Source organism: Protofrankia sp. CiP1_Cm_nod1 (assembly GCF_920888515.1).
Lineage (GTDB): Bacteria > Actinomycetota > Actinomycetes > Frankiales > Frankiaceae > Protofrankia.
This window is the reverse complement of record NZ_CAKKTM010000140.1, coordinates 1-23,401: the sequence shown is the minus strand read 5'-3', so window position 1 is coordinate 23,401 and position 23,401 is coordinate 1. Positions and strand designations below refer to the sequence as shown.

Below are 23,401 nucleotides of genomic sequence, written 5' to 3'. Positions count from 1 at the left end.
AAGCCGGCCGACCGGTGGCGCTGACGGCGCCGGCCGGCAGCGGACAGGCGCCGGCGGGCTGCTCCGCTTCAGGACGCAGACCCTCGGCGGGACGTCGGCGGCTCACCGTCGCGCTCCGGGCGGGCGGGGAGCGCACGGCATCGGCCCACGGGTTTCCGTGAGCATGACCGCGGACGCGGCGGTAACAGGCAGGTCTACCCGCAACTAACGACCAACATCATAATCTGTGCCAGGCACGACGGCGTGCCAGCTCAGATGGGGATCCGGACCGGTCCGCACCGGATCGCGTCCTCGGCGTGCCGTGCGCCCACGGCCGGCCCCGGTTCCGGCCCTGACCCCGGTTCCGGTTCAGATTCCGGCTCCGGCTCGGTCACCGCGATTTCGGCGAAATCCGCCGACGTGGTGACGGAATTTTCTCAGCAACGTCGCTGAACCATTGTCCGGCCGGCATCGTGACTCCGGCGGATATCTCGACGACAGTGAGGGGGACGCGTGAGGACACGTTCGAAACTCTGGGCGCTGTGCGCACTGCTGTGCGCGCTCCTGGTGGGCTGTGGCTCGGACACGGACAACACCGGTCCGACGACTCCGTCCGGCGCGGCGACGGCGACACCGTCTGTAACCGGGACAGTGACGGTGTTCGCCGCCGCGTCGTTGACCGAGTCGTTCACCGAGCTCGGCAAGCAGTTCGAGGCGGCGCATCCCGGTGTGACCGTGAAGTTCAACTTCGCCGCGAGCTCGGCCCTGGCCACTCAGATCAACCAGGGGGCGCCGGCGGACGTCTTCGCCTCGGCCAGCCCGACGAACATGACCACGGTCGTCGACGCCGGCAACGCCACCGGCCCGAAGACGTTCGCGCAGAACAAGATGGCGATCGTCACTCCGCCGGACAACCCCGCGCACATCGCCACCGTGGCCGACCTGGCGAAGCCTGGTGTGAAGGTCGCGCTCTGCCAGGCCCAGGTCCCGTGCGGCGCGGTCGCGGCGAAGGTCTTCTCGAACGCGGGTGTCACGGTCACGCCGAAGACCTACGGCGCCGACGTGAAGGGCGTGCTGACCACCGTCGAACTCGGCGAGGTCGACGCCGGCGTGGTGTACGTCACCGACGCCCAGGCCGCCGCGGCGAAGGTGAAGAGCATCGAGATCCCCAAGGAGCAGAACGCCTCCACCACCTACCCGATCGCGGCCCTGACCAAGGCTCCGAACGCCAGCGGCGGGCAGGCGTTCACCGAGTTCGTCCTGTCGTCGACCGGCCAGGAGGTACTTGCCAAGGCCGGTTTCGCCTCTCCCTCCTCATAAGGGCTCCCTCCCCGCAGCCGGCATCCGCCTCCCTGCGCGAGCCCCGTTCGGGGGTGTCTCCGGTTCCCGTGAGCCGGAGGCACCCCCGAAGACGTCATCGGGGGCAGCTACGCCGCCTGCCCGACGCGCCCCGGTGCGCCGCTCGGCCGGGGCGGTGGTGGCCGCGCCCGGAGCACGGCCATGAGGATTCCAGGCCGGCACCGCCCGGCATATGTCCTTTTTCACCGAGACATCCGTCCGTTCTTCGCCAGGCATTCGACACGTCAGGTATGGTGCGGCCCGGCGGGCAGCCCGTCGATTCGCGCACATATCGTGTTTCCAGCTGGTAAAAGCGGGATGACCCGGTCGTTCCCGACGGCGGACGGCGGACGGCGGGTAACTGCTCCCGCCCGGCCCGGAAAACCCGTGACCGCGGCACCACCGGGCCCACAGCCGATGGGCACCGGAGCTCCACGGGCTCCCCGGCAGCGGCAGCGGCTGCCCGATCAGCCCTGGGAGCTGCGGCTTCATCCGGACGACAGCTGTACGTACCAGCAATGTCACGTATTTCCCGCCGCCCGGAAACGGGCCGGGCCAATGTTTCACGGGCCCGCCGCGAATGGCTCCCGAATCCCGGGTACTCCGGCCCGGGATTCTCCGGCCACAGTGCCCGGGCGCGCTTTTTCACCGGCACCGCCCGGCGACCGGCAGCGGCCGACAGCCGGTGCCCGTCGCAGCTAGAATCTGCTGAGCAGCCACCGCGAACGCGCCACAACGAATGCACGGCGCCACAACGAATGTGAGGTGTGACGTGGCGAGCGAGAAGCGCCGACTTCCCATGAACGTCGAGGGGCCTTTCTTTGTCGATTCCGAGTGCACCGACTGTGAGAACTGTCGGGGAGTCGCACCGGACTTCTTCAAGCACGACGAGGAGCGCGAGGTCCACTACATCTGCCGGCAGCCGGTGAACGAGGACGAGGAGGAGATGCTGCTGCAGGCTCTCGAGTTCTGCCCGGCCGAGGCGATCGGGCGCGTGGCGGCCTGACGGGCCGGGACAGCACGCTCACAACCGCTCCTACCAGGGGTTTCGCCGGGCCGCCCCACCGGCTCGGCGGGCCCGGCGGGCCGGGCAGGATCCGGCCCGCCGGACGGGGCACTGGCGGAACGGCCGGCGGGCGAAGCGCCGGCGAGCCGCCGGCCGACGGGCCGTGACATGCCGGCGACGAGAATCCAGAAGGATTCATCTGGTCTCGTCGGGTGACATTACGGGAACATTTTTTGCCGGCCATCACCAAGGGTAGATCAATATCTATCAGCGGGTAGTCGTCCGACAAGCGACTGACATACAGCCGACACAATGGCCGGTTACAAGCCCCGTAACGCTGCGATCATCGAAAATACGGTTAGCGTGGAAACCCTCGCCTGCTGAGGAGGGAAGTTGTCAAAGACCGCGCAGGATTTACCCTCGCTCCACGCTTCTTCTGAGCGCCCGGAAGCCCACCGTTGGTTACCGGCCCGGCCGCTCGGTCCAATGTCGGAGATGGCACGGTTACGGAAAACGCATCCAATGATGGAGGCGATTGTCGACGAGGTGGACGGTCGCCAGATGCGGGTCGGCGACCACTGGCTGACCGACTTCGCGTCCTGCAACTATCTCGGCTTCGACCTCGAGCCAGAGATCATCGCGGCGGTGCCGGAGTACCTGGCCAGGTGGGGCACGCATCCGAGCTGGTCACGGATGATCGCGACCCCACGGCTGTTCGTCGAGATCGAGCAGGAGCTCACCGACCTGCTCGGCGCCGAGGACAGCCTGGCACTCCCCACGATCACGCACATCCATCTGTCGGTCATCCCAGCCCTCGCCGGGCAGGGAACGATCTTCATCGACCGCAACGCGCACCGCTCCATCCACGACGGCTGCGTCATGGCCCGGGCCTGGGGCGCGACCGTGCAGCGCTTCGACGACAACAACCCCGCCGAGCTCGAGGAGATGCTGCGGGCCTGCCGCAGCCACCCGCGGCTGGTGTGCGTCGACGGGCTGAACAGCATGACCGGCAACATCCCGCCGGTGGCGGAGCTGGCCCGGGTGACCCGCGCGAACGACGCGCTCCTCTACATCGACGACGCGCACGGTTTCGGCGTCATCGGCGAGCGCCGGCCCGACGAACTGAGCCCCTACGGCAGCCAGGGCAACAGCCTCATCCGCCATGTCGGGGAGAGCTACGACGGGATCATCCTGGTAGCGGGCTTCTCCAAGGCCTACTCGTCCCTGCTGGCCTTCCTCGCCTGCCCGACCGAGGTGAAGAACCACCTCAAGGCGGCCACCTCCCCGCACACCTTCTCCGGGCCGTCCCCGGTGGCCTCGCTCGCGACCGTGCAGGCCGGGTTCGCGCTCAACGCCCGGCGGGGCGACGCGATCCGCGCGGATCTCCACCGCAAGACGGCCCGGATCCTCGACGGGATGGGGCGGCTCGGGCTGGCCTCGCCGAACCGGTCGGGCAGCCCGATCATCGAGATACCGGTCGGCGCCCCGGACCGTATCGACGCCATCGGCGACCATCTGTTCGACCGGGGGATCTACACCACCCTGGCGCCGTACCCGATGGTGCCGCGCGAGAAGGTGGGGTTCCGCATCCAGGTCACCGCGGCCAACACCGACGAGGAGATCAGCCACCTGCTCGAGGTGCTCGCCGAGGTCGCCGACATGCTGTCGGACGCCGCGCCCGCCCAGGACGGATAGCACCCGTACCCACCGTAACGCCACGACGGTCGTCCAGGACCGCACCGGGGAAACGGCGGAAGCGTAAGAAGCCATAAGAAGCCATAAGAAGCCATGAAGGGAAGCCCGACGGGGACCGGCGAGCAGCCGGTCAGGCCGTGCCCGGCGCGCGGATGGCCGGGCACGGCCCCAGACCTCCGGCCGGCGGACACCGGCCCAGCGGGGCTGTGCCACCGCGAGCCACCGCGGGCCACTGCCACGCCTGTCCCGCCCGGATGCCCACGGCACCTACCGAGCGTCGTGCCGACCTGCCGGGCCTACTGACCTGCCGGGCCTACTGGGCCTGCCGGGCCTGCCGGGCCTGCCGGGCCTGCCGGGCCTGCCGGGCCTGCCGGGCCAGCTCGGCCAGCCGGGTGACCGGTAGCCGGCCGCGGTCAAGCCGCACCTCGGCATCCCGTGCCTGCCGCAGCTCCGTGAGAAAACGCACCCGCGGGATCTCGACCGCTCCCATGGACTTCGCGTGCGCGGTGACGAACTGCACGTCGACGAGCCGGCCACCGGCCGGCGCGAACCGCGCGTCGAAGTCGACGAGCGCGGCCTTGGACGCGTCGGTGCGCACGTGGAACATGGACTCGGCCATGAAGGCGGCGCCGACGAGCACGCCGAACATCCCGCCGATGAGCTCGTCGTCCTGCCACACCTCGACGCTGTGCGCCCAGCCGAGCCGGTGCAGCTCCTGGTAGGCGCCGGCGAGCTCGGTGGTGATCCAGGTACGCCGGGTGCCCTGGCCGCAGTTGTGCACGACGTCGACGAACGCGTGGTCGAGGGTGGTCGTCCAGTCGCACGCGCGCATCCGCTTGAACAGCGAGTCGGCCACGCGCACCCCGCCGACGGGCAGTACACCGCGCGGATCCGGGCTCCACCAGGCGAGATCGGCCCGTCCCCGGGTATCCCGCGACAGTTCCTGGACGTCGGGGGACAGTTCCTGGGCGTCGCGGGACAAGATGGGCGGCCGGCCGCCGGCCGCCGCCGGGTCACCGGGCCCCAGGGCATTCGCCACCGCGACCGGACCGCCGGCCGGCTCGTCGGGCGGCTCGTCGGGCGGCCAGGGAAAGACGCCCCGTCGGTAGGCCCCGACCAGGGTCGCCGGGGAGAGATCACCACCGAAGGCGAACGGAGCGTCACCGGGATCGGCCGGACCGACCTCCGCCACGGAGTCCCACACCGACCGGCCAGGATGCCGGGGCGGGCCGGTCAGGTCCGCGCCGCCCCCGCCCGGGTCCATGCCGCCCGGGTCCATACCGCCCGGGTCCATGCCGCCTGAGCCTGTGCCGCCCGCGTCCATGGTGGTCAGGTCCACGGGTGACCGGCGCGGGCGGGCTCGGCCCCGTCGGCCATCAGGTCAGCCGCTGTCACCCGCTCTAATCGGGACGGCGGGTATCCGCCCTCCCCGGAGGAGGAATACGCGCGGCGATTGTTGCGGTGCCACAGCAGCGGGGTCAGCTTGTCGGCGGGCTGGGGTGCGCCCAGGTAGAAGCCCTGGGCGAAGTCGCAGCCGTAGTCGGCCAGCCGGCCCATGGCCGTCTCGGTCTCAACCCCCTCGGCCACGATCCGTAGGGCCAGGGAGTGCGCCAGCCCCACCGTGGACTGCACGATGGCCGCCGAGAGCGGGTCGGAGTCGAGGTGGATGACGAACGACTTGTCCAGCTTGAGCACGTCCACCGGCAGTTCCCGCAGGTAGGCCAGGGACGAGTAGCCGGTGCCGTAGTCGTCGACGGCGATGCGGACCCCCATCTCCCGCAGGCTGCCGAGCACGGCCGCGGTCCGGATCCGGTCGAGCATCAGAGCGGTCTCGGTGATCTCCAGTTCGAGTGCCCTCGGCGGCACCCCCTTCGCCGTGAGGAGGTCCCTGACCTCGGCCGGGAATCCCTTGTCGAGCAGGTTGGGCGCGGAGAGGTTGACCGCGACACCGATCTTCAGGCCGGCGTCCCACCACTGGCGGCACTGGTCGAGGGCCAGCCCGAGCACCTCGAGGGTCAGCGTGCGCATCAGCCCGGTGTGCTCGGCCATGGGCAGGAACTCGTTGGGCTGGAGCAGCCCCCTGGTGGGATGCTCCCAGCGCACCAGGGCCTCCACCGCGTGGCAGATGCCCGTGCGCAGGTCGACCTTCATCTGGTAGTGCAGGCGCAGCTGGTCCTGGCCGAGCCCGGCCCGCAGGGTCTCGATGACGTCGAGGCGGTCGAGGATGTGCAGGTCGGCGCCGGGCCGGTAGTGCTCGATCCGGGTACGGGCCGCCTTTGCGGCGTACATCGCGATGTCTGCCCGCTGCAGCAGGACGTTCCCGGCCACCGCGTGATCGGGATAGACCGCGACCCCGATGCTGGCGTCGACGTGGAAGCTCACCCCGTCGACGTCGAACGGGCCGTCGAGGGCGGCCAGCACCCGCTCGGCGACGGCCCGCGCCGCGGTGGCGTCGGCGTCCTGGAGGAGCACGGCGAACTCGTCGCCGCCGAGCCGGGCCAGCAGGTCCGTCGGGCGCAGCGCCGTCTCGATCCGGCGGCCGACGAGTTTGAGCAGGTCGTCGCCGACCTGGTGGCCGAGAGAGTCGTTGATCTCCTTGAAGCGGTCCAGGTCGAGCACGAGCAGCGCGAAGCGCGTGGCGCCGCAGTCGCGTGCCTCCTCCTCGCTGAGCAGCTCGAAGAACCCGCGGCGGTTGGCGAACCCCGTCAGCTCGTCCGTGCGCGCCTGCATCTTGCTGTCCACGAGCTGGCGGACCTCGGTGAACGTGATGCCGGCACGCACGATGGCGGACAGGATCGTCCCGGCGGCGAGCACGACGGTCAGCGGCGGCAGCCTGATGAAGGCCCCGACCACCAGCAGCGTGAGCGCGCTGACGGCGAAGAAGAACGGGATGAACAGCATCTCCCAGCCGGCGACCCGGTCGGACATCTCCCGTGGGGCCCGTTGCCACGCGGCGCAGGCCGGCAGGACGAGCGCGAGCGCCCAGAGCGCCTCGACCGGGCCGCCCGGAGTGTAGGTGCCGCCCGCCATCGCGCCGGTGACGATCGTGTCGGCGACCGCGAAGCCGGCGAGGGAGATCCCCAGCAGCCACCAGGCCTTCTCGGGGCGCCAGCCCCGCAGCCCGAACGCACTGGCCACGAGCACGAGCAGCATCAGGTCGGCGAGCGGGTAGGCGATGTTCAGGCCGAGGACCGACAGCCCCGCCGGGTTGTCCACGCCGATGACGGCGGCGGCGAGCCCGCTCGCCAGCGCGGCCACGCCGAGGCCGCCCACCAGCGCGTCCAGCCACAGGCTGGGGTGAAACCGGGTGACCCGCCCACGCAGCAGGAGGATCACGGAAATACAGGTGGTCGCGTAGAACACGAGCCAGCCGATGTCCGCCGGCGACGGCGACGGCGCGTCGGCATGGTTCATGATCTCGGTGAAGTAGATGCTGCCGGCGCCATAGGACAGCAGGCCGGTGCCGAGCACAGCCCAGGCGAGCCGCTCACCGCGGACCAGAATGGCACGCAACATACAAAAGCCACCGGCGGCGATGCTGAAGCTGTTGCCCAGCCACCTGTCGGCCTGGTTGACGATGGACGACACATCACGTAGGCCGACGAGCGTCGTGACGGCGAAAAACACGGCCGCCACCAGCAGCACGACCTGCCCCGCACCGATCAACCGCAGCCGACGAGCGGTGTGAACTGACATCGTCAAGCGGTCATCTCCCCATTATCGCGTCAGCGGGATACATTCTGGCATCACGACACCTATTCATCCTGAACCACCCACCCGGTAACCCCGGCCCGGGTCAGCGGCTCGAGGGCACCAGGGCCACCCGCGGTACCGGTGAGGGTCATTCCCGGGCTGCCGTCGCCCCGCCGGGATGCGGCTGGACGGCCCTGCCAGCTCCCATGACCCCGGTGGGCCAGGTGTGGCGTGACGACCACGCTCCCACCGCGCCCGGAACACCTGGATCACCAAAGGCGGGTTACTTCCGCGGGGAACGCTCCCGCACCGCTAGTTCAACACCGTCTCGCCACGACGGCACGCCGAAGCCTCCCGGCATCCAGCCAAAGACGTCAAGAGGTCGACGAAAAGTCGAGCAGGTAAACACACATCGTATAAGCGGACGCCAACGGGCCGCAATCGACATGAGCCCGTCACGCTCCGTACTGTCGAAGCGTGGCGGGCTCAAAGCGTGCGCACCGGAACACGGATATGTATCGCCCCGGCATCTGCACCTGCATCTGCATCTGTTTTTGCACCGTATACCGATCTCCGGCATTACCGAAAGAAGGCTCGATTCTTCGGTTGACTGCCGATAATCGATCAACTACGGATTTCGCGTCCGATCACTCCGACCGGCGGGCGGCCCGGTGCGGCATAAGGGCGTTCGGGGGAATGACGCCGAGCCGGCCCTCCTGGTAGTCGGCCACCGCCTGGCGCAGCTCCTCCTTGGTGTTCATCACGAACGGCCCGTACATCTCGACGTGCTCCCGGATCGGGCGCCCGCCGAGCAGCAGCACCTCCAGCCGGCCATCCGCCCCGGGCTGCCGGTCGTCGGCCGCGAGCGCCAGGTAGTCACCGGGGCCGAACACGGCGAGCTGCCCGGTGCGGACCGGCCGGCCCTCGCCGCCGGCCCGTCCCGAGCCGGCAAGGACGTAGGCCAGCGCGCTGAAACCCGGCTCCCAGGGGACCGTCAGCCGCGCGCCCGGGAACAGCGTCGCGTGCATCATCGTGATCGGCGTGTGGGTGGCACCCGGCCCATGGTGACCGGCCGGGTCACCGGCGAGACCGCCAGCGATGATCCGCAGCAGCGCGCCCGCGTCCGGCGACGCGAGCAGTGTGACCTGGTCGCCTTCGATGCTCTGGTAGCGCGGCGGGCTGAACTTGTCCCGCGCCGGCAGGTTGACCCACAGCTGGATGCCGTGGAAGAGGCCGCCGCTGACGACGAGCCGCTCGGGCGGGGTCTCGATGTGCAGGATGCCGGCGCCCGCGGTCATCCACTGGGTCGCCCCGTCCGTGATGACCCCGCCCCCACCGTTGGAGTCCTGGTGCTGGAACGTCCCATCGATCATGTACGTCACGGTCTCGAAGCCGCGGTGCGGATGCCACGGCGTGCCCTTGGGCTCACCGGGCGCGTAGTCGACCTCACCCATCTGGTCCATGTGGACGAAGGGGTCAAGATCGGCAAGGCTGACCCCGGCGAACGCGCGGCGGACGGGAAAGCCCTCGCCCTCACGGCCTGACGGCGCGGTCGTGACCGACCGGACGGGCCGCTCCAGCTGGCCGGGCAGAGGTACGGCCAGGCGCGGCAGGGTGGTTGTGTCGGCGGTAACGGCAGGCATGCTGTCCCTCCCAGATTCTCGTTGCTGTTGCAACTATCGGAGGATGACAACCCCGGATCGTCCGGATCCCTTCCCGGCGGCCATGGACGACCGCCGGATCCACGGGACCCTGGACGGCCACCGACCGGACCGTGGACGGCCGCGGACGGCCGTCTACTACGATCATGACCGTTACTGTCCACGGCTGTCCACGGCTGTCCACGGCCGCCCGCCCGGAGCCGGTCGGCCGCGCGTCCGGCCGACCGGTCCGTCACATACCCATCCGGCCGGTCACGCATCCGTCAGACCAGAGCCGGTCCTGGAGCAGGGCCGCCCGGGTCAGAGCGCCGTGGCGATCGTCTCCGCCACCTGCTCCCGCCGCCTGGCCAGGTCGGCCTCCTGCGCCCGCGCCCGGTCGAGGCCGTCGGCGATGTCGGCGTCCCGGCGCATCAGCGCGGCGAGATCGAGACCGGCCAGCTCGAGGACGCCCATCCGCTCGTAGGCGGTGCGGACTTTCTCCCCCCACAGGCCGATGTCCTTCACGCACGGCACTATCCGGCTGAACAGCAGCTTGCGGAAAGCCCGCATGTACTCGGAGGTCTCCACCGCGGCGAGACAGGCGTCCACGTCGAAGCCGAGGTTCTCCCAGACCTCGGCGCCACGCAGCCGGTCACGCATCAGCCAGCAGCTCTCGGCGACGAACTCCTCGCGTTCGTCGAGCTCCCGGCGGGACAGCTGCGCGTAGTAGTCGCGCAGCGCCAGCCGCCCGAACGCGATGTGCCGGGCCTCGTCCTGCATGATGTAGGAAAGGATCTGCTTGGGCAGCGCCGCCGTGGCGACGTCCCGCAGGACGCCGAAGGCGGCCAGCGCGAGACCCTCGATGAGCACCTGCATGCCCAGGTACGGCATGTCCCACCGGCTGTCACTCAGCGTCGTCGCCAGCAGGGAGCGCAGCTCGGGGTTGATCGGGTACAGGAGGCCGATCTTCTCCGTCAGGAAGCGGGAGTAGATCTCCGCGTGCCGCGTCTCGTCGATCGTCTGGGTCGCGGCGTAGAACTTCGCGTCCATGTCCGGGACGGACTCGACGATCCGGGCGCTACAGATCATCGCGCCCTGCTCGCCGTGCAGGAACTGGCTGAACTGCCAGGCCATCAGATGCTGGCGCAGCTCGCCGCGCTCCCGCCGGCCGAGCTTGTCCCACAGCGGGAGCCCGTAGATCGGGACCGTCCGGTCCGACAGCCCCAGGGGGTGGTGCGGATCCACCTCCTGTGACCAGTCGATCCTGGTCGTGGCGTCCCACTGCTTGTCCTTGCCCTGCTGGTAGAGGGCCAGCAGCCGGGCCCGGCCGTCGGCGTAGTCCCAGGAGAACCGGGCGTCGCCGGCCATGGGGATGCTCCAGGTGCGGTCGCCGGCCGACGCGTCGTAGCGGTCATGTGCGCTGATGGGCCGAACCTCCAGTCACCAGGCCCGGGCCGGCCGGCCGGCAGCGCGATCCCGGTCGTCCGTACCGCCGGCGGCCGCTCGCGCGGACCGGGGAGGCAGCCCCGACAGGACGCCACGACGAACCGGCCGCCCTCGGCCGGGCCTGTCGCATCCGCCCACATCGTCCATGCCCACATCGTCACGGTACCTGGTGAGTCACGCCACCCGCTGGACAGCCGCCGTGCCGCTGGACGGACAGCATGTCGTGGAACAGCCGCCGGACAGTTGTCCCATCGACCGCCGCGTCGATTGCCAGTCGAGCGCCACGTCGATTGCCGCACCGACCGCCGCATCGGCTGTCATGCCGAGGCCACGCCGGCGGGCTCACCACACACTGACATCGGGTGGTGACGCGGCCGGGCATCATCCCGTCCGCCCCCGCGGGCTCATCTCCTGGGGGGGGTGAAGATGCTCGACACGCCGCCGGTAAAGTTAATGGTTTGTGACAACTGGCCCCGAAAGCCGGCTGGACCGCTACCGTCGGGGCCGTGGACCGCATCTGCAGTCGACCGGATTTCCTGCGACAAGAACGCCTGCGAGCGGCGGGACGGCTCCGGAGCCGTCAACGTCCCCGTGACAGCCATCGCCACCGCCGGGTGGCGGTCCGGCCGCCGGGGCGCCCGGCCTGGCGCCGCTGACACCGGACGGTCCGCCCCTTCGCGGGCCGGTACAGCGGCCCGGAGCGCCCACCGGCTCGACGGCCCGCCGTACGCGATGTCGCGGAAGCCGCACGCGATGTCGTCGCAAGGGCGCGGGTGCCGACGTCCGTGCGCGAAAACGGCCCATCGATGAGTGACAAATCACATTTTCGTCATGTTCGGGAGATGATCGCCGAAGCCGCGCGAGCGCTCGGCGGCGAGTTTCCCGGCCAGGACACGGTGACGATCATCGGTTCGCCGCAGGCCCTGCCAGCACGGCTGCCGGTCAGCGCGCTCGCCCAGGCGAGCGTGGCCGTCGTCGGGCTCGCGGCCGGCGAACTCAACGCCATACCCGCGGAGGCAGCCATACCCGCGGGAGCGGGCCCACGCGGCGGGGAGCCGCTGACGATCGACAGCGGCGCGGTGGCCGCGGCCTTCACCAGCGAACGGCATCTGCGCCTCGACGGCCGGCCGCAGATCGGCATGGATCCGCTGTCGGCCTTCCTGCCCACGGCGGACGGCTGGGTGCGGCTGCACGGCAACTACCCGCACCATCGGGCCCGGCTGCGGGCGGCGCTCGGGATCGCCGACACCGCGACCGACCCGACAGCCGCGGTCAGGGCGGCCGTGGCCACGCTGCCCGCGACCGAGGTCGAGGACAGGGTGGTGGCGCACGGCGGCGTGGCCGCGGCCGTACGGGACACCGCCGGGTGGCGAGAGCACCCGCAGGGCCGTGCCCTCGCCGGGCTGCCCCTGGCCGGTATGCACCGCCTGGGCGACGGGCACCCGCCCGGCGCGGGGCATCGCCCGGCCCGCGAGCGCGGCCGGCCCGCCGCCGGGATCCGCGTCCTCGACCTGACCAGGGTCATCGCCGGCCCGATCGGCACCAGGACCCTCGCCTTCCTCGGCGCCGACGTCCTGCGGGTCGACAGCCCGCGGCTGCCCGAGATCCCGGCCCAGCACCTCGACACCGGCCCGGGCAAGCGATCGGCCTTTCTCGACCTCGGACGCCCGGCCGACCGACGGACGTTCGAGGAGCTGCTGGCGTCCGCGGACGTCGTCGTGAGCGGGTACCGCCCCGGGGCACTGGACCGCTTCGGGCTGTCGCCGCGGGCGCTGCACGAGCGGCGTCCCGGCATCGTGGTGGTGACGCTGAGCGCATGGGGACCGGCCGGGCCGTGGGCCGGCCGGCGCGGGTTCGACAGCATCGTCCAGGCTGCCACGGGCATAGCCACGACAGAAGCCGGCGACGATCCGGGCAGCGGCCGGCCAGAGGGCCGCTCGGAGGGCCGGTCAGGAGATCGGTCAGGAGATCGGTCAGAAGGCCGGTCAGAAGGCCGGCCAGGGGTGCTGCCCGCCCAGGCGCTCGACCACGCCACCGGCTACCTGACGGCGGCGGCCGTCCTGCGCGCTCTCACACTGCGCCACCGGGAGCCCGGTTCCTGGCATGCTCAGCTGTCACTCGCCCAGACCGCCACCTGGCTGCTCGCCCAGCGCGCGAGGGCTGATGGGAAGACCGGTGAAACCGGTGGAGCCGTCACCGGCGGTGCCACGGCCGGTGGCGCGGCCGTGGCGAGCGCCTCCGGGAACGCCCCGGCGGTCGACGTGGCGCCGTGGCTGGACACGGTTGACAGCCACGGCGGGCGGCTGACCTACGTGCTTCCGCCCCTACGGGTGGCCGGCGGCCCGCGCACCTGGTCCCATCCGCCGCTCCCGCTCGGCGCCTCGTCCCCGGCCTGGCTGTGATCAGGCTGCCTGCGATCAGGCTGCCTGTGATCACGATGTGGCGACCGGCGACCGGCGACCGGCGACGGACGGGCCCGCGCGTGACGTTCCGGCCCGGAGACCCTATGGTCAACCAGATATGGATCGCCTCGTCTGGATCGACTGTGAGATGACCGGGCTCGACGCCGCCTCGGATCTCCTGCTGGAGGTCGCCTGCCTGGTCACCGACAGCGAACTGCATGTTCTTGGCGACGGCGTGGACGTGGTCGTGTCCGCGCCGGAGAGCGCGCTGGCCGGGATGGATGCCGTCGTCCAGCAGATGCACGCCGCCTCGGGACTGACCGAAGCCGTACGGGCATCGACGCTGACCGTTGCCGACGCCGAACGGCAGGTGCTCGACTACATCCGCGATCAGGTCCCGGACGCGGGCAAGGCCCCGCTGTGCGGCAACTCGATCGCTACCGATCGCAACTTCCTCGCCCGGTACATGCCGGCGCTCGACAGCTACCTGCACTACCGGATGGTCGACGTGTCGACCGTGAAGGAACTCGCCCGGCGCTGGTACCCGCGGGCCTACTACGCGGCACCGGCCAAGCGCGGTGGGCACCGCGCCCTGGCCGACATCCAGGAGAGCATCGACGAGCTGCGCTACTACCGACAAGTGATCTTCGTGCCGCAGCCGGGACCCACCAGCGAGTTCGCCCGGGCGGCGGCCCAGGAGATCACCCAAACGGCAGGCCGGGAGACCGGCGCGGGCGACGACGCGGGCAGCCTGCCATCCGCACCGACGGGCGCCGCCTCGGCGGAGACCGCTCCCGCAGCGACCGCTCCCGCAGCGACCACTCCCACGAGCCGCGCCCCGGCGGATGCCGCGCGGACCCCACCGGCGGCCGTCTGAACGGCCGGGGCGGCCGTCCGGGCACGGTCACCATCCACCGGGGCAAGGTCACCGTCCGCCGAGCGCGGCCGCCATCGGGAAGTGGTCACCGTCCGGGCACGAGCCCGGCCCGCCGGTGGCACCGCAAAGCGTTTCGCCAGAAGGACAATCGACCGGTACTATGGGCCGGGCCTGAACAGTTGGCCGGCCAGTCATGGGTGTACGCCCCAGCGGGTGCGCAACCGCTGACGGCCAGCGGTTCGGTTTTGATGTGTGGTTCTTCAGCACGTGGTGGGTGTAGCTCAGCTGGTAGAGCACCGGGTTGTGGTCCCGGGTGTCGCGGGTTCAAGTCCCGTCACTCACCCTCGGTTGGATCCTGTTCGGTGGCCTTCGGCCACCTTCCCAGGCTCCCGCGTCATGCCGGCCCAGGGGGAACCCCCTGGGACCCCCATGTCAGGGGGATTCCGTCCCCCCTGCACCCCCTGGCGGCTGGTCGAATGCCTGCCTGGTACTGAAATATCGATCATTGTGTCTGGTTATGGCGCTGGGATGGCGATCTCGGAGGGTGACCCGGGGCCGGCGGGCCGGCGACGATCGCCTGGAGCGTGTCGCCGGCGGCGAACCGGGCGATCTGGTCCCGGAGAAACGCGGCGGCGCGGGGCTTGAACGCGCTGGTGTTGCCGCCGAGATGCGGGGTCAGCAGCACACCGGGCGCGGACCACAACGGGTGATCATCGGGCAGCGGCTCCGGCTCGACGACGTCGAGGGCCGCCAGCAACCGCCCGTCGCACAGTTCGCGCAGCAGGGCGTCGGTGTCGACGACCGCTCCCCGGGCGACGTTGACCAGCAGCGCGCCGTCCGGCATCGCGGCGAGGAACCGGGCGTCGGCAAGGCCGCGGGTGCTCTCGTTGAGCAGGCAGGCCAGAACGACCACGTCCTGCTCCGGGAGCAGGGCCGGCAGCTCGGCGGCCGCGTGGACATGGCCGCGCCCGTCGTCCCGGGCCCGGCTCGCGACGCGGGTCAGCGACACCTCGAACGGCTCGAGCCGGGCGGCGATGGCCGTCCCGAGGCCGCCGGCGCCCACCACGAGCACCCTCCGGTCCGCCAGTGAGCGCAGGGTGCGCGGCTGCCAGCGCCCCCGTTCGGCCCCGGCCGCGTGGACCGCGGCCGGGATCCCCCGCAGCTGCGCCAGGGCGAGCCCCACGGCCAGTTCGGACGTGGAAGCGTCGTGCACCCCCGCCGCATTACACAACGTGACCCTCGGGGACACGTTGGCGATGGCATCCTCGTAACCCGCGGTAAGCGTCTGCACGACCCGGAGCCGGGGCAGGCCGTTGACCAGGGACCAGTCCGCCTGCTTCATGTACGGGGGAACGAGGAACTCGGCGTCCAGCACGCCCGCCCGCCGCGGGTCGGAGCCGGCGTCCCACACCACGGCCCGCACGGCCGGGACCGGGCCGACCAGGTCGATCCAGCGCCTGTCCGGAAGGCTGACCACGACCGTGCCCGCTTCGGTTCCTGCCATGGACGAAGGCTAACCGGCCCGAAATATCACGATCACTCTCCCTGCGCCCTGGACGCCGGCCGCCCGGGAGCCTGGTCACCCGAGGGCCGGGTCACCCGAGAGCCGAGTCACCCGAGAGCCGAGTCACCCGAGGGCCGGGTCACCCGAGGGCCGAGTCACCCGAGAGCCTGCCCGCCTGGGCGGCCGGCTGGTTGTCGTCCCGGATCTCGCCGACAAGCTCCTCCAGGACGTCCTCCAGCGCGACGACCCCGAGGATTCGTCCTCCCTGGTCGGTGACCCGGGCCAGGTGCGCCCCGCTGCGCTGCATCGTGGCGAGCACCGTCGCGAGCCGGTCGTCGGCACCGACCCTGGCCAGCGGGCGGACCCACTTGGTGGGGACCGGCGCCGCCCGCTTGCGCGGGCTGGTTTCCAGGACGTCCTTGAGATGCAGGTACCCGATGAGCTCGCCGGTGGCCGCCCGGACCGGGAAGCGGGAGAAGCCGGTCCGGGCGGCCATCGCCTCCACCCCCCGGGGGGTGACCCCGGCCTCGACCGTCTCCAGGCTGTCGAGAGGCAGCAGGACGCTGCGCGCGCTGCGTTCGTCGAAGTGCAGCGCCCCGGAGAGCAGCCCGTGCTGGTCGGCGTCGAGCAGCCCCTCCCGGCGGGACTCCTCGACGAAGCCGGCGACCTCGTCGCGGGTGAAGGCGCTGGCCACCTCGTCCTTCGGCACCACCCGGACGACGCGCAGACTGAGGTTGGCGACCGCGTTCAGGGCCGCGATCGCCGGGCGCAGGTAGCGCACGATGCCGACGAGGGGCGGGACGAGCAGCAGGGCGCCGCGGTCCGGCCCGGCCAGGGCGATGTTCTTGGGCACCATCTCGCCGATGACCACGTGCAGGAACACGACCGCCGTCATGGCGACGGTGAGGGCGACCGGGTGCAGCAGGGCGTGCGGCATCCCGGCCGCCTCGAGCGGGCCTTCGAGCAGGTGCGCGACCGCGGGCTCCCCGAGCGAGCCGAGCCCCAGGGTGCAGACAGTGATCCCCAGCTGGGTGCCGGCCAGCATCAGGGAGACCTCCTCCATCGCGCGCAACGTGATCCGCGCACGGGCCGAACCGGCCCGTGCCAGCGGCTCGATAGCGCTGCGCCGGGCCGAGATCAGCGCGAACTCGGCTCCCACGAAGAAGGCGTTGGCGAGCAGCAGGACGACGGTGAGGAAGAGCGCGAGCGGGACGTTCACCGCAGCGCCCCCATCGCGTCCGGGGCGGCGGAGCCGCACCACCCGCCCCCGGGACGGCCGCCGTTCCCGGAACGGTCGTCATCCGCGGAACGGCCACCGTCCCTGGGGGCTTCATCCCTGGGGGCTTCATCCCTGGGGGCTTCGCCGCCCGCGGGAGGGCCACCTCCCGTAGGAGCCGTAGAAGAGCCGCCATCCGCTGGAGGCTCGCCGTCGGCACGGACGTGCGCGGGAACCAGACGGACCCGGTCCACCCGGCGGCCGTCCATGAGCTGGACGGTGAGGGTGACGCCGTCGACCTCGACCGCGTCGCCGGCGACCGGCACCCGGCCGAGGCGGTCGGCGACAAGCCCGCCAAGCGTCTGGTACGCCTCGTCCACCGGCAGGTGGACGCCGACGGTCTGCGCCACCTCGTCGAGGCGGAGCAGGCCGGAGAGCAGCCACGTCCCGTCCCGGCGCCGGGCCGCGCGCAGCCCGACCCGGTCGTGCTCGTCGACGACGTCGCCGACCAGCTCCTCGATCAGGTCCTCGATGGTGACCAGGCCGTCCGTGCCGCCGAACTCGTCGATGACGACCGCCATCTGCAGCCCGCCGCGGCGCAGCGTCTCCAGCAGCGGGTCGAGCTCGATCGTGGACGGCACGCTCAGATGAGGGACCATCACGTCGCCGACGGTCACGACGCCCCGGTCGTCCTCGGGGACGGCGACCGCGTGCTTGACATGGACCAGACCGACCACGTCGTCGAGGTCCTGCCCGACGACCGGGAAACGCGAGTGCCCGGTCCGGCGGGTGAGCGCGATCACCTCACTGACCGGGTCACCGGCCCCGACCGTCCACATGCGGACCCGGGGGGTTAGGACGTCCGCGGCCTGCTTGTGCCCGAACGCCAGCGAGCGTTGCAGCAACGTCGCGGTCTCCGGCGCGAGCGTGCCCTGCTCCGCGGACCGGCCGACCAGGGAGAACAGCTCCTGCGCGGAGCGGGCCGAGGCAAGCTCCTCCTGCGGCTCGATGCCCAGCCGCCGCAGCAGAGCCTCGGCGGCGCCGTTGAGCAGGCGGATCAGGAAGGCGGCCACCCGGCTGAACCCCCGCTGGAACCCCTGCACCATCCGCGCGGTCGCCAGCGGCCGGGCCACCGCGAGATTCTTCGGGACGAGCTCGCCGTAGATCATGGTGACGCCCGTGGCGAGCAGCACGGCGATCGCGACGGCGACGCCGGTGGCCATTCCCGCGGGTATCCCGGCGGCCTTCAGCGGGCCGTGGAGCAGGCGCGCGATCGCCGGTTCCACGAGAAACCCGATCGCCAGGTTGGTGATGGTGATGCCGAGCTGTGCGCCGGAGAGCTCGGTCGAGAGCTTCGTGAGCGCCTTGAGGACGCCTCCGGACCTGCGGTCACCGGCTGCCGCGGCACGTTCGACGGTCATCCGGTCGACCGTCACCAGGGAGAACTCGGCGGCGACGAAAACGCCGCAGACCCCGACCAGCACAACGCTGATCAGGATGAGGAGCCACTCGATCACTGTCGCCTGCCCAGGTCGGCCCGGTCCAGGGCAGGCGTCGGACTATGACTGGGTATATCGGGACTAGGCATGGCCCTCTCGGAGGTAGGCGTGACAGAACCCGCCGCGGGCGGGAAGGCGGCCCACCGGCGGTGCCCGAGTGCTCCCGCGGGGCGCCTGCACGTACACATCACCAGGATGCCCGCGTCCGGCCGCCTTGGACAGCCGTCCGAACAGGTCGGAGCAGCCCGCGCGCCGTACGTGCCCCCACGCTCCCCCAGCCCGCGACGCCTCGGCCACGATGACGGCCGGCCCGCGGAGCGGGGCCCGGAAGCGCGCGGAAAACACGGTTCACCAACACGCTCCAGGGGGAGCCCCTGGCCGGCCCCGCCCTGTTCGGCCCCGCGCTATTCGATCTCGAAGAGGCCCTGCCGGACGGCGTACATGACAGCCTCCATCCGCGAGTGCAGCTGCAGTTTGTCCAGGATGTTGCGGACGTGGTTCTTGACCGTGTTCTCGCTGATGAACAGCTTCCGGGCGATCTCCCGGTTGGCCCGCCCCTCCGCGACCAGCTTGAGGACCTCCAGTTCACGGGCGGTGAGGTGGGGTGCGGGCACCCGGCTGGGCCGGTCCTCGGAACCACGGGCGAGCGCGGCGAACTCGACCATGAGCTTGGACGCCATCGACGGGCTGATCAGGCTCAGCCCGTTGTGCACCGCGCGGACCGCGCTGGCCACCTCGTGCGGGGGGATGGACTTCAGGAGGTAACCGACCGCCCCCGCCTTGATCGCCTCGAAAAGATCGGTTTCGTCGTCGCTGACCGTCAACATAACGATCTTCGCGGTCGGCACCTCACGCTTGATCGCGCTCGCCGCGTCGATGCCGTCGCGGTAGGGCATCCGGACGTCCATCAGGACGATGTCCGGCGTGGTTCCCGTGGCTATCGTGACGGCCTGTCGGCCGTCGCCGGCGCGACCGACGACGGTGATGTCCTCTTCAAGATCAAGAACGGTTTCCAGACCCTGGAGGAACAGCTCATGGTCGTCGACCACGAGCACCCGGATGGGCTCGGACTGAGGTGCCACAGGTGGCAGAACACCAATCATCATCACAGATCGGAGCTATCTGGCACGGATGGTCCAACAACGGGCTGCCGGGCGGACGAGCTGCGATCGACGCATGTGCCCACTCTATGTGATGGGGTACTTACACAGAGCCGTGTCTCCACACCGGCACCGATCGAGTCATGCACGGATACCGCTTCCGACATATCGGAATGATACGCGCCGCCTTCCTGCTACGGCGCTTGCTATGACGCTGACGACACACCGTCACCATACCCGCGAAGAGGGCGAATCATCAACCCCGAACTGGGCATATGACACATCCCCCAACGGGCCCGCGACCATGGCCAACAGGCCCACGAGAGTGAGCTCGGCACCGAGCCCGCCGTCGCAACAACTACTCTGTGTAATATTTTGGACGCCCAGATGACGATACTCGCCGCCGTTGCCCGAACGCCCGGCATGCCACCCGCCGCTCGCGGCCGAGCCCCGGCCGCTCGCACTTCGCGGTGTGGCGCCGGTAGCGCTCAGGGCCGATCACGGGCAGCCTGTGGTCATGGTCACACCTTCCCGCAACACGTTCCATCGTCACGTCAAGCCTGGTAACAGCTGGTCCGAGGCGTACGCCCGATGCCACGAGGCCGCGCCCGAGGCCTTCGGCCCGGACCGGCTGCGCAACCTGTGGGGCGGCCAGTGGCGCCGCACCGGAGAGCCGCTGCGCAGCGTCACCCCGGTTGACGGCTCGCCCATCGCCGGCCCGCCGATGATCGAACCGGACGAGGCGCGCGAGGCGATCCGCGCCACCCTCGACGACCACAAACACTGGCGGGACGTACCGCTCCCCGAGCGCAGGGCGCGGGTCACCGCCGCGGTGGACGCCATGGACGATCACCGCGACCTGCTCGCGCTGCTGCTGGTCTGGGAGATCGGCAAGCCGTGGCGGCTGGCGCGCACCGACGTCGACCGCGCGCTCGACGGCGTCCGCTGGTACCTCGAGGAGATCGACCGGATGATCGACGGGCGCGGCCCGCTGCCCGGCCCGGTCAGCAACATCGCGAGCTGGAACTACCCGATGAGCGTGCTCATGCACGCCATGCTCGTGCAGGTGCTCGCCGGCAACGCCGCGATCGCCAAGACCCCGACCGACGGCGGGGCGGCCTGCCTGACCCTCGCCTGCGCGCTGGCGCACCGCGCCGGGCTCCCGGTGGCGCTGGTGTCCGGGTCCGGCTCCCGGCTGTCGAGCGCGCTGGTGCGGGCACCGGAGATCGGCTGCCTGGCGTTCGTCGGCGGGCGTTCCGCCGGCGGGCAGGTCGCCGCGGCACTCGTCGACACCGGCAAACGGCACTTCCTGGAGCAGGAGGGCCTCAACACCTGGGGCATCTGGGAGTTCTCCCAGTGGGACCTGCTGGCCAGCCACCTGAAAAAGGGCTTCGAGTACGGCAAGCAACGCTGCACCGCGTACCCCCGCTACGTCGTCCAGCGCCAGCTCTTCGACCAGTTCCTCGCGGCCTACCTGCCCGTGGTCACATCGGTGCGCTTCGGGCATCCGCTGGCCGTCGCGCACGATGACGACCCGCTGCCCGAACTCGACTACGGGCCCGTCATCAACGCGGGGAAGTCCGCCGAGCTCGCCAGGAAGATCGACGAGGCGATCAGCAAGGGCGGTGTGCCGCTGTACCGGGGGGCGATCGCCGACGGCGCTTTCGTGCCCGGGCAGGACACCTCGGCCTACGTGCCGCCGGTGGCGATCCTCGCTCCCCCGCCGTCGTGCGCGCTGCACCATGCCGAGCCGTTCGGCCCGGTGGACACGATCGTGGTGGTCGACTCCGAGGCCGAGCTCCTCGCCGCGATGAACGCCTCCAACGGTGCGCTGGTCGCCTCGCTCGCCTGCGACGACGAGACGCTCGCCCAGCGGCTCAGCGGCGAGATCCGGGCGTTCAAGATCGGCATCAACAAGCCGCGGTCCCGGGGCGACCGGGACGAGCCGTTCGGCGGCCGCGGCGCGTCCTGGAAGGGGGCCTTCGTCGGCGGCGACCACCTCGTGCACGCCGTCACCGTGGGCAGCGACCCCGGGGAGCGGCTGTACGGCAACTTCCCCGGCTACTCGCTGTACCCGGAGACCTGACATTCCTGGGAAGCGAGTACGTGAACGACCACCGGGGCGACCGTTTGTTCCCTCGTTCCGCGGTCCAGCAGGATGCGATCACATGATTCCGGGGCGAAGGCCGTGCTCGGCCAGCGGGCCGAGGCGAAGGCCCAGGTCATGGCAGCGGGCGGCAAGCTCGGGCAGTGCGCCGAGGGCGCTGCGCCACGCCCGCGGCGCGGACGTGCAGTCGCAGTCGTGCAGCAGGACGGTCCCGCCGCCGCGCAGGTCCGGGGCGAGAGTGTCGAGGACGGTCAGCGGCGTGGCCGTCGACGTCCAGTCCCGGCCCCAGGCCGTCCACAGCACCGGGGTCAGCTCCAGCCGGCGGGCTGCGAGGAGGAACCCCGCGGACAGGATGCCGTGCGGTGGCCGGGCGAACCGCGGCGGATGCCCGGCCACCGTCGTGATCAGCTCCCGGGTCCGGTACAGCTGCCGGTAGGTGGAGCGCGGCCCGCGCAGCAGCATCGGCCGGTGGTCCCAGGCGTGGACGGCCAGCTCGTGACCGGCGTCCACCATCCGCTCGGCCAGGTGTGGCGCGCGCTCCAGCATCGTCCCGAGGACGAAGAAGGTCGCCCGCAGGTCCAGCTCGGCCAGCACGTCGAGGAACAGCGGGGTGGACGCCGGGTCCGGGCCGTCGTCGAAGGTGAGCGCCACGTGGTCCGGCGCGCCGATCCCGGCGAGCCCGGGCATCAGGTGGAGCCGCAGCCGGCGCAGGGTGGCCACCGAGGGGACCGCATGGGTGAGAAGCGCGGCGGCACCAGCGCCCGCGACCGCCCGGACGAAGCCCGCCCGCCCGGCGTTCCCGGCCCGCCCGCCGGCATCCCCGGCCCGGTTCCCGGCCCGTCCGGCCTGCCCGGCACGCCCGGTCGGACGGGCCGGCCACCACGACGCTGCCTCCTCGACGCCTGGCAGGTACGTCATGCCGGACACCTTCCCACACCGTTCACGAGCCTGACGAAACCCGGGGGCACGAGGCCGGACGCCAGGGGCACGAGGCAGGACGCCGCCGCGGAGCGGAGCACCGGGCGGGAGGCGCGACAGGCCGGTCCGACCGCCGCCGGGGCGCCCCGCGCGGGGCGAGACGCCACCCCCGCGCCGGCCCCTGCCGGCAGCCGGGGCCCTACAGGTACGACGAACACGTGGGCACCCCGGGGATCGGCTCGTCCTGCCCTCCCTGGGCCACCACGGTCGCCGGCAGATACCCCCAGGCGGCCGGGTAGCCATGGGTGTTGGGCCGGGAACTATCACCCTGGGTGTACAGCCACCAGGTGTTGGTGTTGCCCTGTACCACGGGATTAGCCCGGCCCCGCAGCTGGCAGACCACCCAGACGGCTGGCGCGGCGTTCATGTAGCCGCTGTCGTCGAGCTCCTGCGGCTCCTGCCCGGCCTGGACGTTGGCGTAGACGGCCGAACCGACGTAGGTACGGCAGTTGTACGTGGGGAAGGTCCGTCCGGCGTAGTCCGTGACGTTCCGGTTGCGTGGTGCGCAGCTTGTCGCAGGATCCGGCTGCGACGGGACGGCGCTGGCGGGCACCGACGAAGCCGCGGGGGGAGGCAGGACGACCGGCGCCCCCGTACCCGGGACCTGGCTGCCCGGCGGCCCCGCGACGGAAGCCGATGCGGCCGGGGCGGCCGAGGCGGCGGCGGACGCGCTGGGGGTGGCACCGCCCGGCGCGGACGGCGGAGCCGCCGAGATGGTCACCCTCGGATCCGGGGAACGCAGCCCGAGCCCCGGTACCAGCAACAGCAGCAGTGCCGCCAGCGCGAAGCCGCCCACCACCGGTACCAGCACGCCCAGCGCACGGCGGCGTTTCCCCGGCCCGGCGGCGGCCGGCACGACAGGCTCGGCGGTGCCGGCCGCCGGCGTGGCGGACGCCAGGCCGGCCGGGTCCGGCACAGCCG

Annotated in this window: 15 protein-coding genes, 1 tRNA gene and 1 pseudogene; 7 read left to right on the top strand and 10 right to left on the bottom strand. The window is 71.4% G+C overall.

Annotated elements, in window-relative coordinates:
• The first annotated feature begins 492 nt into the window (after window positions 1-492).
• The 3 genes from modA to NBX02_RS06905 all read left to right on the top strand — a co-directional run bounded on the left by modA (window position 493) and on the right by NBX02_RS06905 (window position 4,018).
• A complete protein-coding gene (gene modA / locus NBX02_RS06915) occupies window positions 493-1,299 on the top strand; it encodes a molybdate ABC transporter substrate-binding protein (protein ID WP_250284886.1) in 807 nt (268 codons plus the stop codon).
• 790 nt (window positions 1,300-2,089) lie between these two features.
• Window positions 2,090-2,323 carry a ferredoxin gene (locus tag NBX02_RS06910; RefSeq protein ID WP_250284884.1) on the top strand — a complete coding sequence of 78 codons (234 nt, stop codon included), beginning with the start codon at window positions 2,090-2,092 and terminating at the stop codon, window positions 2,321-2,323.
• A 525-nt stretch (window positions 2,324-2,848) separates the two neighbouring features.
• Window positions 2,849-4,018, top strand: coding sequence for an aminotransferase class I/II-fold pyridoxal phosphate-dependent enzyme (locus NBX02_RS06905; protein WP_445548302.1), 1,170 nt, complete (start codon window positions 2,849-2,851; stop codon window positions 4,016-4,018).
• A gap of 313 nt (window positions 4,019-4,331) precedes the next feature.
• Here the strand turns inward: NBX02_RS06905 and aat are convergent, their stop codons facing one another.
• From aat to NBX02_RS06885, 4 genes are all read right to left on the bottom strand, one after another.
• Window positions 4,332-5,312, bottom strand: coding sequence for a leucyl/phenylalanyl-tRNA--protein transferase (aat, locus tag NBX02_RS06900; protein ID WP_250290506.1), 981 nt, complete (start codon window positions 5,310-5,312; stop codon window positions 4,332-4,334).
• Between the two features lie 35 nt (window positions 5,313-5,347).
• Complete coding sequence (locus NBX02_RS06895; RefSeq protein ID WP_250290522.1) at window positions 5,348-7,714, bottom strand: GGDEF domain-containing phosphodiesterase; 2,367 nt, start codon at window positions 7,712-7,714, stop codon at window positions 5,348-5,350.
• Between the two features lie 644 nt (window positions 7,715-8,358).
• Entirely contained in the window at window positions 8,359-9,354 is a 996-nt protein-coding gene (locus NBX02_RS06890) for a pirin family protein (RefSeq protein WP_250290504.1), read from the bottom strand.
• Between the two features lie 318 nt (window positions 9,355-9,672).
• A complete protein-coding gene (locus tag NBX02_RS06885) occupies window positions 9,673-10,776 on the bottom strand; it encodes a ferritin-like domain-containing protein (RefSeq protein ID WP_445548304.1) in 1,104 nt (367 codons plus the stop codon).
• 863 nt (window positions 10,777-11,639) lie between these two features.
• Here NBX02_RS06885 and NBX02_RS06880 point away from each other — a divergent pair.
• The 3 genes from NBX02_RS06880 to NBX02_RS06870 all read left to right on the top strand — a co-directional run bounded on the left by NBX02_RS06880 (window position 11,640) and on the right by NBX02_RS06870 (window position 14,419).
• Complete coding sequence (locus NBX02_RS06880) at window positions 11,640-13,199, top strand: CoA transferase (RefSeq protein WP_250290503.1); 1,560 nt, start codon at window positions 11,640-11,642, stop codon at window positions 13,197-13,199.
• A 118-nt stretch (window positions 13,200-13,317) separates the two neighbouring features.
• Window positions 13,318-14,076 carry an oligoribonuclease gene (gene orn, locus NBX02_RS06875; protein WP_250284873.1) on the top strand — a complete coding sequence of 253 codons (759 nt, stop codon included), beginning with the start codon at window positions 13,318-13,320 and terminating at the stop codon, window positions 14,074-14,076.
• A gap of 270 nt (window positions 14,077-14,346) precedes the next feature.
• A tRNA-His gene (locus tag NBX02_RS06870) sits at window positions 14,347-14,419 on the top strand.
• 159 nt (window positions 14,420-14,578) lie between these two features.
• Here NBX02_RS06870 and NBX02_RS06865 read toward each other — a convergent pair.
• The 4 genes from NBX02_RS06865 to NBX02_RS06850 form a co-directional block, all read right to left on the bottom strand.
• Window positions 14,579-15,580 carry a 2-hydroxyacid dehydrogenase gene (locus NBX02_RS06865; RefSeq protein ID WP_250290501.1) on the bottom strand — a complete coding sequence of 334 codons (1,002 nt, stop codon included), beginning with the start codon at window positions 15,578-15,580 and terminating at the stop codon, window positions 14,579-14,581.
• A 139-nt stretch (window positions 15,581-15,719) separates the two neighbouring features.
• A complete protein-coding gene (locus tag NBX02_RS06860; protein ID WP_250284870.1) occupies window positions 15,720-16,799 on the bottom strand; it encodes a hemolysin family protein in 1,080 nt (359 codons plus the stop codon).
• Window positions 16,796-18,313, bottom strand: a complete 1,518-nt coding sequence (locus NBX02_RS06855; RefSeq protein ID WP_250290499.1) for a hemolysin family protein — start codon at window positions 18,311-18,313, stop codon at window positions 16,796-16,798. The genes NBX02_RS06860 and NBX02_RS06855 overlap by 4 nt, the downstream gene beginning before the upstream one ends.
• 386 nt (window positions 18,314-18,699) lie before the next feature.
• A complete protein-coding gene (locus NBX02_RS06850; protein WP_250283122.1) occupies window positions 18,700-19,401 on the bottom strand; it encodes a response regulator in 702 nt (233 codons plus the stop codon).
• Between the two features lie 511 nt (window positions 19,402-19,912).
• Here NBX02_RS06850 and NBX02_RS06845 point away from each other — a divergent pair.
• The gene (locus tag NBX02_RS06845; protein WP_250283124.1) at window positions 19,913-21,481 is read left to right on the top strand and encodes an aldehyde dehydrogenase family protein; all 1,569 of its coding nucleotides are present in this window, start codon (window positions 19,913-19,915) and stop codon (window positions 21,479-21,481) included.
• Window positions 21,482-21,559: 78 nt separating this feature from the next.
• Here the strand turns inward: NBX02_RS06845 and NBX02_RS06840 are convergent, their stop codons facing one another.
• Both NBX02_RS06840 and NBX02_RS06835 read right to left on the bottom strand, forming a co-directional pair.
• The gene (locus NBX02_RS06840; protein ID WP_250290497.1) at window positions 21,560-22,420 is read right to left on the bottom strand and encodes a polysaccharide deacetylase family protein; all 861 of its coding nucleotides are present in this window, start codon (window positions 22,418-22,420) and stop codon (window positions 21,560-21,562) included.
• 199 nt (window positions 22,421-22,619) lie between these two features.
• Window positions 22,620-23,401: pseudogene (locus NBX02_RS06835) on the bottom strand (hypothetical protein); the annotation flags it as partial.

Bases quoted from the DNA above. Each gene is read 5' to 3' on its own strand.
- orn (WP_250284873.1), top strand. From the start codon at position 13,318: ATGGATCGCCTCGTCTGGATCGACTGTGAGATGACCGGGCTCGACGCC.
- aat (WP_250290506.1), bottom strand. From the start codon at position 5,312: ATGGACCCGGGCGGTATGGACCCGGGCGGCATGGACCCGGGCGGGGGC.
- NBX02_RS06845 (WP_250283124.1), top strand. From the start codon at position 19,913: ATGGTCACACCTTCCCGCAACACGTTCCATCGTCACGTCAAGCCTGGT.
- NBX02_RS06850 (WP_250283122.1), bottom strand. From the start codon at position 19,401: ATGATGATTGGTGTTCTGCCACCTGTGGCACCTCAGTCCGAGCCCATC.
- NBX02_RS06890 (WP_250290504.1), bottom strand. From the start codon at position 9,354: ATGCCTGCCGTTACCGCCGACACAACCACCCTGCCGCGCCTGGCCGTA.
- NBX02_RS06865 (WP_250290501.1), bottom strand. From the start codon at position 15,580: ATGGCAGGAACCGAAGCGGGCACGGTCGTGGTCAGCCTTCCGGACAGG.
- NBX02_RS06895 (WP_250290522.1), bottom strand. From the start codon at position 7,714: ATGTCAGTTCACACCGCTCGTCGGCTGCGGTTGATCGGTGCGGGGCAG.
- NBX02_RS06905 (WP_445548302.1), top strand. From the start codon at position 2,849: ATGGAGGCGATTGTCGACGAGGTGGACGGTCGCCAGATGCGGGTCGGC.
- NBX02_RS06880 (WP_250290503.1), top strand. From the start codon at position 11,640: ATGATCGCCGAAGCCGCGCGAGCGCTCGGCGGCGAGTTTCCCGGCCAG.
- NBX02_RS06840 (WP_250290497.1), bottom strand. From the start codon at position 22,420: ATGACGTACCTGCCAGGCGTCGAGGAGGCAGCGTCGTGGTGGCCGGCC.